The organism is Mesorhizobium sp. M2A.F.Ca.ET.042.01.1.1, assembly GCF_003997405.1.
Lineage (GTDB): Bacteria > Pseudomonadota > Alphaproteobacteria > Rhizobiales > Rhizobiaceae > Mesorhizobium.
This window is the reverse complement of the sequence record NZ_RZRX01000244.1, coordinates 1-9,865: the sequence shown is the minus strand read 5'-3', so window position 1 is coordinate 9,865 and position 9,865 is coordinate 1. Positions and strand designations below refer to the sequence as shown.

Sequence of the window (9,865 nt, the reverse complement as noted above, 5' to 3'; positions counted from 1 at the left end):
GACCTCAGCCGTGACCATGCGCGCGAAATGCGATTGCGGCGATCGGTGCTCGATGAGCTTGGCGCGCTCAAGCGCCGCATCGCCGTAAAATTCGATCAGCACCCCGGCTGCCCGGACGGCATCGGCTTTCAAGCGGCCGAAATCGACTTGCCCGTTTTCGAACGAGGGCTCGCTCCTGGCAATCACGTCAAGCATGGCTTGCAACTTGTCAGGAGTGCTGCCCTCGTCTTCGTTCATGGTCGCTATCCGATTGGGCGCGTAAAATATCGACATTTCCGCACAATGTCCAACAGGTTCGCTGGCCGGGCGTCAGTGCAACCGCGGGCAGCCGCACCGCGCACGGTGTCACAACTTTCATACAAGCATAGTGATCCAGACTTACCGCGCAGACATTCGGGGGGCACCCATGGACCAGCCTAGCAAAATGGAAAACCTGCAGTTTGCGCAGGGGATATTGCGAGAACTTCGCCAGAAGGCCGAAGCCGACGGCGAAAAACTCCTGACCTATCTCATCGACATGGCTTATCTCGAGGCCAGCGACCGCATCCGCGCCCACTGGATCGGCGCCCACGAACATGAAAGCCGCCGCGCCAAGGGCTGAGCCGCCTAAGGCAATTTGATGCTCGCCGCGGTTTTCCGTGCGGAATTGCCCAGATCGATGCCTGGAGCGGTTCAGCGTTTGCGCCAGAGGCTGAATCGCGCAAGCCCAGCGCAGCATCCTGAACGCAAAAAAGCCCGCCATGCCTCTTCGGCATGGAGGGCTTTGCTTGGATGAGCAAGGCTAAATGCGATAGCCTCGCCGCCAATCTATGATGCGGCAGCCTTCTGGCGGACCGGAAGCTTCCACCCCGGCCGCGCGAAGTGGCAGGTGTAGCCGTTGGGATAGCGTTCCAGATAGTCCTGATGCTCGGGCTCGGCTTCCCAGAAGAGGCCCACCGGAGCAAGCTCGGTGACGACCTTGCCGGGCCACAGGCCGGACGCATCGACGTCGGCGATCGTGTCCTCGGCGATCCGCTTCTGCTCGTCGCTCGTGTAGTAGATCGCCGAGCGATAGCTCATGCCGATGTCGTTGCCCTGGCGGTTCTTCGTCGTCGGATCGTGGATCTGGAAGAAGAATTCGAGCAGCGTGCGGAAACTGGTCCTGGCCGGATCGAAGATGATTTCGATTGCCTCGGCGTGAGTGCCGTGATTGCGATAGGTCGCGTTGGCGACATCGCCGCCGCTGTAGCCGACCCGGGTTGAAACCACGCCGGGCAAGCGCCGGATCAGATCCTGCATGCCCCAGAAGCAGCCGCCGGCAAGGACTGCGCGCTCGGTGGAAGAAGCCATGTCAAACCTCCTTTGGATTGCTCCATAAATAGGCGTTGTGGCCGGGTTCTTCCAGCGGCTCGGGGAACATGCCGAGCGCGATTTCGATCCTGCACGATCAGCTATTCGAAGTCGGTCTGAACCGTCGGATTGCCAGCTCGAAGACGATGTCCGAAATCCACATGGCCGAGACCCCAATCAGGAAGGCGGCGGCGAGCGTGGTGGTGTCGTCGGCGGCGTCGGGCATCGGCAGGCCGCTTGCCTGGACCCAGGCGACGGCAGGCAGGGTCAGATAGGCGGCGGCCAAGGCGCCGCAGATGGGCGAGGCAATCATCTCGCGCAGCTTGTAGCGATGGCGCGACAGCGCCCGCAACACGCCGCCGGCGAGCCCCGCCGCCACGACCTGGCCCTTAATGCCCAGAAGATCGAAAATGTCATGCATCACGGCCTCCAGCCACAGAGCTTCTCGCCCTTGCGGTTGTGCGCAAGCAGCGCCCTCGCCTCCTGATCCGACAGCGTTTCGACGGCCCTGGCGGAGAGGCGCATCGGCGCGGCAGCGGCGCAGAAACCGCCCCTGGCCGTCGTGCAGCCGGCAAGGGCGGCGACGGTGGCTGCGAGGATCAATCCCTTGCCCATGACTTCAGCTCCTTCCTGACCGCTTCAGCCGGCAAGGCGCCGATGTCGTTGTCGACCTGGTCGGCGATATTGCGGGCCACGGCCTCCGCCTCTGCCTGCTTGCCGCGTTCGGCCCTTGCGCCGGCAAGGCGCTGGTGAAAGCCCCAGCCGAGCGCGCCGACAAGGCCGGCGCCGATGGCCAGGATCGTCGGATTGGTGAGAAGCCATGCCAGCAGAGCGCTCATAGCAGCACCCCGATGACAAGGCCGGCGGCGAAGCAGGCGGCGCCCACGACCACATACGGCCTGGCGGCCTCAATGCAGGCGGCGAGCAGACCTTGCAGATTTTCCATGGTCAGTGCTCCCAGCCGAACCGGCGCGCGAGCAGATGCCACCACTCGGCCGCGCCGGCGATGGCAAGACCAAGACCGGTCTCCAGCGCCATCTGGATATCGGGATCGGCAGAAAACGCCGAGGCATCGTCGGCGCCCAGAAGGCCCCGGGCGACAAGCACGCCCGCGCCATAGCGCAGGGCGATGCGGATGATGACGGCAATCATTGGCAGAACACTCCGAGGAGATTGCAGGGAAGATGCGCGGCCCAGGCGGTGAGCGCGCCGAGCGCCAGCGCGATCAAAGCGAGGATGCCGGCTGCCTTGGCGGGCGACACGGATTCGGGCGGCGCGGCCGGCGCCTCAGCGCCGGTATGCGGCCCTGCGCCGGCGGGCGGCGCGGTCGGCGCCACAGCATCGGCGGATGCTGGCGCCGACGGCACGGATACCGTCGTCGTCAGCGGCGCGGCCGATATCAGCAGCGCCTGCCGGCGCACCGAGGCGACACGCGCGCTCCAGCCCCGGCCGAAGCTCGGCCAGGTCGACAGCTTTTCGAGGAAGGCGAGCCGCGCATCGCAAAGCGCGTCGATGACGACGCCGGCGGGCTTTGCCCCCGCGGCCGCCAACGTGGCCGGGCCGATGCGGCCGTCCTGGACAACGCCGAGCACGGCCTGAAGATATTTCGCCGCCCTGCCCGGGCCGCTGTTCACGGCGAAGTCGAAGACGGCGTAGTCGATGCCATCGGGGAGCAGAGCGCCCGCCACGGCATCCCAGTAGAAGCGGCGGTAGACCATAGCGACCTGGTCATCTGAGATCCTGCGCAGTTCAGCCTTGGTGGCATCTGCTTTCACGTAGCGGCGGAAATTGGCGAGCGTGACACCTTTCATGGTGGCGCCGCCCGGATCGGCAGGGTTGTCAGACCAAAGCCCTTCGGATTTGAGCACGAGCGAAAGGCTCCGCCCGAAATTGCGGTCCATGGGATACCTCGATGTTCAGATGGTCAGGGAGCGAGGATGACGGCTGGATCGAGTCCTAGCGCCGAGATGAAGGCCACCGTCGCCTGATCATCGCAGTTGACGCTTGGCTGATCGGGCGCGAACCATTTGGCAAACTGGTCGGGCTGGGCCCAAAGGGCACTCTGCGCTGCCGCCATCTTGCCGGCCGCCGTTACCCGCGCCATCACGGTTGATTTCGGTACGGTCGGGCGCGATGGCGCGGGCGGGGCGTAAGCGGGGAATTTCGCGCAAGCTGGGCTTCAGTAGCATAGTCGAGGAAAAGAACTTCGCCAGCTTGGGCGGCATAGCTCGGATCGACCGCGCGCATCGAGGCGCCATTGTTTGAGTAGCAGAACATTTAGATGTTGCTCCTTCAGATATCTGTGAGCTATCGAAGTTGAATGGCAGCAAGGGGAACTTACCGGAACATGCTTCCTTTTAATCCGCTTAGGCGCATTGAACGGTCCATACGCCTCGTGCGGGACGCAGTATTAGTTCGTCCAGCTTCGACTATGTGGGCTGTTCGGCGGGAGGTGTCGAAGCAATACCCAATGCTCGTACAAGACTTCGGCGATCACCGGATGGCGTTCAATCCGAACGACGACCCGATTGGGAGAACCATTCTCCAGCACGGAAGCTGGCACCGTCCGCAATTCGAAAATATATTGGCATCCTTAAGGGATATTGGCCGCATAACAGATCCAAAGATATTTCTCGACGTGGGTGCCAACATCGGAACACAGACTATTTATGCTTTGGCCTCTGGCGCATTTTCACGTGTGATAGCCATTGAGCCTGACGACGCGAATGCTCGAACTTTGCAGATGAACGCTCTCCTGAATGGATTCGAGGATCGGGTTGATATTGTGCGGGCTGCGGCCGGAGCAGAGATGGGGACGCTCTATTTAAACGCGAACACAACCAACAGCGGCGGCCATAAAGTCACGAATACGTCGAACGGCGATAAGTCGGTCCCGGTTAAGGTCGTGACCATAGAATCCGTTTTGCGCAACCGGCGACTTGACCCCGCTGATCTCGGGTTGGTGTGGATCGATGTAGAGGGATTTGAAGCCGAAGCTGTGGCTGGAATGTCGCCCGTCGTAGAACGCGCGATTCCGCTTTGCATCGAATTCAACGCTCATGTCTACGGGCGGATCAAATCTCGCGAATTCTTCAGCTACCTGGCCGAGCACTACGTCGTGGCCGCCATTGTATCGGATCGACAGATAGAATTTCGCCCTATCGCCGAGCTATGCACGCCCGAAAGGACGGTCGACATCCTCTTTGCCTAAAGATTGTCCTCCCATCCGAGGACGGCTAAAGCTGACGCTGCGGCGGCACTGGCATAGTAGATGTTGGTGCTCTCCAGGAAGAATTCTCCTTGTGTAGTTGAGTATATGCCGATTGCTTCACCACCGTTTTTGATGGCGGCCTGTAGCGGCGGCGGGTTAGTCGAGGATGTTGCCGCGCCATAACTGTTATTAGGGGCCGCAATGATGTAAGTCGTCGGCCCAGACGAGAAACCGGACAATGCCACTCTGATTGTTGCGGCGGTCGACGGAACAAAGTTTCCAACCGCAACGGCCGTCCACGTCGGCGTAGTCGGGCTGCCGCTTGAACCAGAAGCCATAATTGGGAGTGCAGTCGGGTTTGTTCCGACCACGATCTGCGCCCGACGGGCATACTGCAGTTTGAACCGCAGCTTCGATCCAGCATCATAATAGATCGCGCCGACGCGGGCCTTGAAGGTGTAGCCGGCCGGCATGGTCGGCGCGGTCGAGCTGAGCGATAGGAGAGCAGCGACAGTGGTGCCGTTGTAGATGACCCATTCGTAATACCAGGTGCTTGCGGCCATCGCGCCCGTATCGAGGCCATTCGCGCCAGAGGCCGCCGTGGAATAGGAGACGTTGACGGACGTGGCTCGATAGGTGCCCGCAGGGCCGTCAAGAACGATCTGATCGGCGGTGATCGTGCTCGCCGTGATCGACGTGGTGACGATCTTTAGGTTCTTGCGAGAGCCGATAGGGGTCTGGTTGAGAATTTCGTAGGCGACTGTCCCCATAGACCAGCCGCCCATTTTCCATTTGTTGTCGGTATCGATGCCGAAGTTGGCTGCGTAATTGCCACTTCGCTGAAAGGTGATAAAGGCGGCGGCGCCCGCATTGTTCGGAGCGTTGACCATGAGGCCATAGGCGCCCAGCGCTGGCCCGCCGCTGACCCCGATAGGCTGCGCTCCCGTCAAGGTGATCTGCTGGGATGTCGAGAACGTGTTCGACGATCCCTTCAAGGCTACATTGCTCGCAGCAACACCGCTGTCCTGTAGGACCTTGCCGCCGGTCCCATTGAAACTGGGAAAATTGCCGGAAGTCGCGGATGCGGGGCCGGTCGCCAGACTTCCCACCGCCACGCCGCTGTCCTTCACCAGCTTACCGGTCGTGCCGTTGAACGTGGCGATGTTGTCGGCTGCGGCCGAGGCGGGTCCGGCGACCAAGCTTCCCACCGCCACCCCGCTATCCTTGCCCGCCTTGCCGGTCGTGCCCGCAAAGGTCACAATGTTGTCGGTCGCCGAGGAGGCCGGGCCGGTGAAGTCGCCGACGCCGGTGCCATCCGCGCCCTTGTCGCCGGCGCGGGTGAAGATCAGCCAGATGCCGTCGGCGGTCGTGGGCAAGGTGCCGGCGCCGCTGACATAGGCCAGCGTGAGTTTGCGATAGCCCGTCCCGTCCACCACCGAGCCGGTGACATTGTAGACATAGGCGATTGCGGCTGACGCCTTGGAGCGCAGCGTGAGCTGGCCCTTGATGGTGTTGGTGCTGTCGTCGAACGTATCCAGCACGCCGCTCACCGTGGCGCCGCTGGAATCGAGGTTGTCGATATAGGCCGCGGTGGCGGAGGCGGCGCTGGCATTGTTCAATCGCAGCGTGCCGTTGCCGGGGTCGGCATCGGTGGTGCTGGTGGAAAAGGTGTAGCCAAGCGCCGCCACGGCGTTGGCGGCGGCGACGGCGCTCGCCGCAGCGTTCGTGGCCGAGATCGCGGCGTTGGTGGCGGAGCCGGAAGCGGCGGTGGCCGAACTCGAGGCGGCGGAAGCCGATCCGGCAGCAGCGCTTGCCGAAGTTCCGGCGCTCGTGGCCGAACCGGCAGCCGTGGAAGCGGAGCCGGCCGCCGCCGTCGCTGAATTGCCGGCATTGGTGGCGCTCGCCGCGGCATTGGTGGCGGAAGTGGACGCGGCGGTGGCGGAGCCGGCCGCCGCTGTCACCGAGCCCGCCGCGCTGGTGGCGCTGGTGGCAGCGGCGTTCTTGGAGGTCAGCGCGGCCGCCGCGCTCGCCGCTGCGGCATTGGCGGCATCCACAGCGTCACCGAGCGTGTCCTGCGAGAGATAGAAGCTGAGCGTGATCGGGTCGGCGCCGATCACCGGGTCCAGCGTCTCGAAGGCATAGACGCGATCGGCCGAGACGGCGCCCTCCTGCACATGCACGGTCGTGCCCTTCTGCACCGTGCGCGCGGTGCGAGCGTCTGCGGCGCGAAACCACTGGCCCTCACTCGCCGTGTAGATGCCGTTCTCGGTCGGGTCGGCCTGGTCCTTGACCAGCACGCGGTCGCCGACTTGCGTCAGCGCGCCGTCGATGGTCTGCAGGCCGTAAAGGGTGATGTTGGCGGTCGTCGCCAGGCGCACGGGTTCGCGTTGGTCACGTAGACGACATCGGCCTCGGTGTCCCAGGCAAGCTCGACGGCGGCGGAAGGATGGTCCCAGCCGAAATCGAGCGCGCCGATGCGCGGCCACCAGCGCGGCAGCTTGAACGGCTCGCAGGCGATCAATTCCTCCGCCACCGGGAAGATGCGGCCGGAGCCCAGCACCGGAATGCCCTTCGCGCGGGCTTCGCGCTCATGCTCGGGATAGGCCGCGATGATCTCTGCGCGTTGCTCGGGGCTGTAGTGGCCGGCATCGTCGATGGTCATGAAGGTAACATGGCGGGACATGGCAACTCCAGTTCCTCGCCCCGCCAGAGCGGAGAGAGGTGGCGCGGCGAAGCCGCGACGGAGAGGGGGCAGCGCCGACGTTTGATGGAAGAGTAGGGAGGCTATTCGTCGAACGTATCGCTCTACGAAGGCCCCCTCTCCGGCCGCTGCGCGGCCACCTCTCCCCCCGCTTCGCGCGGGGCGAGGAACAAAGCTCAACCCTTATATCCCTCGTTGAGGCAATCATTCTTCCAGGCCCAGTCGAAATCGGCCTGCGACATGGACGAGCCGAGGCCCGGTTCGACATAGGGGCCGGCGCCGTCGATATAGATGATGAAGCGCGCTTGCTTGGTGAAGATGCCGACCTTGCTTGTGACGACGCCGCAGGTCTGGCCGGTCGCGCTGTCGCCGGTGAGATCGACATGCGAGAAGGTCGCCTCCGGATTGTTGACCAGGCCGCGCATCCTGGCTTCCGCCGCCGCTATCGCATCGGCGCGCCAGTCGCCGCTGGAGCCGGAACAGGCGGAGAGCAGCGCGCAGAGAAGAAGCAGTTCTGGTAGGGGTCGCATGTCGGCTCCGGATCGCGCCGGAAGCTACTCGACCTCCGGTTGTGGCCAAAGCGGTATCGCAAATCATGGTTTCGACGCGGTTTCGCGAAGCGCTCGTTCATCGCCCCACGCAAGTGGGGAGAGGTGGCGCGGCGAAGCCGCGACGGAGAGAGGTGGTGCCAGCGTTTGACAAAGAACGGAAAGCTGCTCGTCAAGCTTGTCGCCCTACGAAATCCCCCTCTCCGGCCGCTGCGCGGCCACCTCTCCCCCGCCTTGCGGGGGCGAGGAACCCAAGTTCTGAACCGCTTCAGCGCTCAAAAACCTCAGCACCACATCGCTCATGCCGAGCAGCGGCGTGAAGGTCACGATCGTGATGCCATCGGTGGCATTGGTGCGCGTCAGCCCCTCGGAATAGATGTCCAGCGGCGGTTCCTCGTCGAACCAGACGCCGTGCAGCGTCTCGCCCTGCCATTTCTCGCGGCCCTTTTCGTAGCTCTTGAAGGAGAGCACGCTTTCGCCGGCCTGGATGTCGCCGCCGCCGCCCCAGCGCACGACGACGCTGTCCAGCGCTCCGGGCGCGCCGCGGCCCATCACGGTGCCGGCGATGGCATTGGCCGGGATCATGCCCGTGCCCCATTCGCCCTGCTGCTGCGGCGGGCCGATCAGCACGCGCTGCGGATTGTCGCGCGTGCCTTCGCCGGTGACGCCGGCGGCCCAGAGCCTGACGGGCTGGTCGAAGACTTTGCCCGCCCACCAGTCGGGATAGCGGCCGGTGAGGTGCATGGCCCATTCCGCGCCCCCTGCCCTGGTCTTGCCGAGCTGGTTGCCGGCCATGAACAGGCGCTCGCGGTAGGTCGCGCCCGCGGCATGAAAGGCGGCCTGCCTTTCGTATGGCGCGTAGGCGGCAAGAAGGTTACGGCGCCGCCTTCGGTCCAACTCCTCGAGCAGCGCCAGATAGGCCTGCATCGTTGTCGAGGAGTGGCCGTAGGCTCGCCTCGAGACCGCGGATGCGGTGGCGGATCTCCTCATCGCTCAGTTGCTCGAGACTGGTTTTATCGGCATCGAAACTTTCCGAGCTGGCCGCAAAATCCTTGGGCAGCAGCGTCAGCACGACCTTCAGATACTGGTCGGGCTTTTCGGCGCGGACCGCCGCGATGACGCCGGCGCCATGGGCGCGGAAATCGGCGCGCAACGCCGCTGCGAAGTCGTCGACGAGCGTCTTTCGTGGGCGCTTGCGGCAGGCGGCGGCTTGAACCGGTGCTGGCTTCGCCCGCTTCGCGTCGGCAGGCTTGCGGCTCGCGGCCTTGCCGGTGTCAGCCCTGGGCATCGGACGGTGTCGCTTTCGTTGGTCTTGCCTTGCGCGGCTTGCGCGCCGGCTTCTTGCGCGGCTTGGGGCGCCTCGGAGGCTCGCCATCGACGGCCGGCGCGGCAATCGCCTTCAGCTTCGCTGTCGCGGCAAGGACCACCGAGGCATCGAGACCCGGGCGCGGGAAGCCGAAGCCGGCGACCGCGTCGACCGGTCCGCCGCGCACCATCCCGATGCGCACGCCCGGCGCGACCTGCTCGACGCGCCCGGTGCGGCGCGGCGGATCCGCGCCCTCGAACGCGCCGATGGCGCTGACGATCTCGGCGCCGTCATCGGCGGTGATGATGGTGGCATAGCGTGGCATGCAGCCTCGGGCAGAATGATGAGGCCACGCTCCTTCGCGCCAGCGCTCGAAAGAAATGGATGGCCGAAAAACAAAACCCGCCTCGCGGCGGATCGTTGGCGCAAATCAGCACCATGGACAAAATAGTAGCATAGCTGCCCCCACCGGGCAAGAGGTTGCAGGCATATTTTCCTATCCTCCTGAAACCAGCCTTTGTCCCAGATCTGCTGGCAAAAAACCCGATGCGCCACAGCCAGGGATTGAACCGCAGACCACAAGCGGCGCGAATTTTTGTCGGAACCAACCCGTGGCCCGACGGGTTCCACCCTCAGTCGCAGACGCGACAGACCCTGCAACAGACGAACCGTCTCGCAACAGAGGAGAAGAATCATGCTTACCAAGATTCTCGCGGCTTCGGCCCTGACAATCGGCCTCGCCACGGCGGCGATGGCCCAGACCGCGAACT

General features: G+C 64.1%; 16 protein-coding genes and 1 pseudogene. 3 read left to right on the top strand and 14 right to left on the bottom strand.

The annotated features are described in order from the left end of the window. Nucleotides 1–237: hypothetical protein (locus EOA23_RS27605; protein WP_145966498.1), on the bottom strand; the 237-nt coding region annotated here is incomplete at its 3' end. 169 nt (nt 238–406) lie between these two features. Between EOA23_RS27605 and EOA23_RS27600 the strand changes: the two genes are divergently transcribed. Then, complete coding sequence (locus EOA23_RS27600; RefSeq protein WP_127306473.1) at nt 407–601, top strand: hypothetical protein; 195 nt, start codon at nt 407–409, stop codon at nt 599–601. Nucleotides 602–807: 206 nt separating this feature from the next. Here the strand turns inward: EOA23_RS27600 and msrA are convergent, their stop codons facing one another. From msrA to EOA23_RS27565, 7 genes are all read right to left on the bottom strand, one after another. Next, nucleotides 808–1,329 (bottom strand): peptide-methionine (S)-S-oxide reductase MsrA, encoded by a 522-nt coding sequence (msrA, locus tag EOA23_RS27595; protein WP_127306472.1) that lies wholly within the window; start codon nt 1,327–1,329, stop codon nt 808–810. Nucleotides 1,330–1,426: 97 nt separating this feature from the next. After that, nucleotides 1,427–1,750: a hypothetical protein gene (locus EOA23_RS27590; RefSeq protein ID WP_127306471.1), complete on the bottom strand. Its 324-nt coding sequence runs from the start codon at nt 1,748–1,750 to the stop codon at nt 1,427–1,429. Continuing rightward, nucleotides 1,750–1,944 (bottom strand): hypothetical protein, encoded by a 195-nt coding sequence (locus EOA23_RS27585; RefSeq protein WP_126061380.1) that lies wholly within the window; start codon nt 1,942–1,944, stop codon nt 1,750–1,752. Before EOA23_RS27585 ends, EOA23_RS27590 begins: the two co-directional genes overlap by 1 nt. Further along, nucleotides 1,929–2,168: an ABC transporter permease gene (locus tag EOA23_RS27580; protein ID WP_127306470.1), complete on the bottom strand. Its 240-nt coding sequence runs from the start codon at nt 2,166–2,168 to the stop codon at nt 1,929–1,931. The genes EOA23_RS27585 and EOA23_RS27580 overlap by 16 nt, the downstream gene beginning before the upstream one ends. A gap of 109 nt (nt 2,169–2,277) precedes the next feature. Further along, complete coding sequence (locus tag EOA23_RS27575) at nt 2,278–2,481, bottom strand: hypothetical protein (protein ID WP_126061382.1); 204 nt, start codon at nt 2,479–2,481, stop codon at nt 2,278–2,280. Continuing rightward, a complete protein-coding gene (locus EOA23_RS27570; RefSeq protein WP_127306469.1) occupies nt 2,478–3,230 on the bottom strand; it encodes a glycosyl hydrolase 108 family protein in 753 nt (250 codons plus the stop codon). Before EOA23_RS27570 ends, EOA23_RS27575 begins: the two co-directional genes overlap by 4 nt. A gap of 23 nt (nt 3,231–3,253) precedes the next feature. Next, nucleotides 3,254–3,433, bottom strand: coding sequence for a hypothetical protein (locus EOA23_RS27565; protein ID WP_127306468.1), 180 nt, complete (start codon nt 3,431–3,433; stop codon nt 3,254–3,256). Between the two features lie 366 nt (nt 3,434–3,799). Between EOA23_RS27565 and EOA23_RS27560 the strand changes: the two genes are divergently transcribed. After that, on the top strand, nt 3,800–4,540 hold the full coding sequence (locus EOA23_RS27560) for an FkbM family methyltransferase (protein WP_189341726.1): 741 nt from the start codon (nt 3,800–3,802) through the stop codon (nt 4,538–4,540). On the opposite strand, the gene EOA23_RS27555 is transcribed toward EOA23_RS27560, so the two are convergent. The 6 genes and pseudogenes from EOA23_RS27555 to EOA23_RS27530 all read right to left on the bottom strand — a co-directional run bounded on the left by EOA23_RS27555 (nt 4,537) and on the right by EOA23_RS27530 (nt 9,420). Continuing rightward, nucleotides 4,537–6,918: a hypothetical protein gene (locus tag EOA23_RS27555; protein WP_127306466.1), complete on the bottom strand. Its 2,382-nt coding sequence runs from the start codon at nt 6,916–6,918 to the stop codon at nt 4,537–4,539. The genes EOA23_RS27560 and EOA23_RS27555 overlap by 4 nt on opposite strands. 11 nt (nt 6,919–6,929) lie before the next feature. Continuing rightward, nucleotides 6,930–7,217: pseudogene (locus EOA23_RS27550) on the bottom strand (terminase family protein); the annotation flags it as partial. Nucleotides 7,218–7,417: 200 nt separating this feature from the next. Next, nucleotides 7,418–7,771, bottom strand: a complete 354-nt coding sequence (locus tag EOA23_RS27545) for a hypothetical protein (protein ID WP_127306465.1) — start codon at nt 7,769–7,771, stop codon at nt 7,418–7,420. A 204-nt stretch (nt 7,772–7,975) separates the two neighbouring features. Then, nucleotides 7,976–8,716, bottom strand: coding sequence for a terminase family protein (locus EOA23_RS27540; protein ID WP_245474360.1), 741 nt, complete (start codon nt 8,714–8,716; stop codon nt 7,976–7,978). Further along, nucleotides 8,664–9,077 carry a hypothetical protein gene (locus EOA23_RS27535; RefSeq protein ID WP_127306463.1) on the bottom strand — a complete coding sequence of 138 codons (414 nt, stop codon included), beginning with the start codon at nt 9,075–9,077 and terminating at the stop codon, nt 8,664–8,666. The genes EOA23_RS27540 and EOA23_RS27535 overlap by 53 nt, the downstream gene beginning before the upstream one ends. Then, nucleotides 9,064–9,420, bottom strand: coding sequence for a hypothetical protein (locus tag EOA23_RS27530; protein ID WP_127306462.1), 357 nt, complete (start codon nt 9,418–9,420; stop codon nt 9,064–9,066). The genes EOA23_RS27535 and EOA23_RS27530 overlap by 14 nt, the downstream gene beginning before the upstream one ends. Nucleotides 9,421–9,575: 155 nt before the next feature. Between EOA23_RS27530 and EOA23_RS36110 the strand changes: the two genes are divergently transcribed. Then, on the top strand, nt 9,576–9,865 hold a 290-nt coding region (locus EOA23_RS36110; protein WP_210212504.1), incomplete at its 3' end, for a hypothetical protein.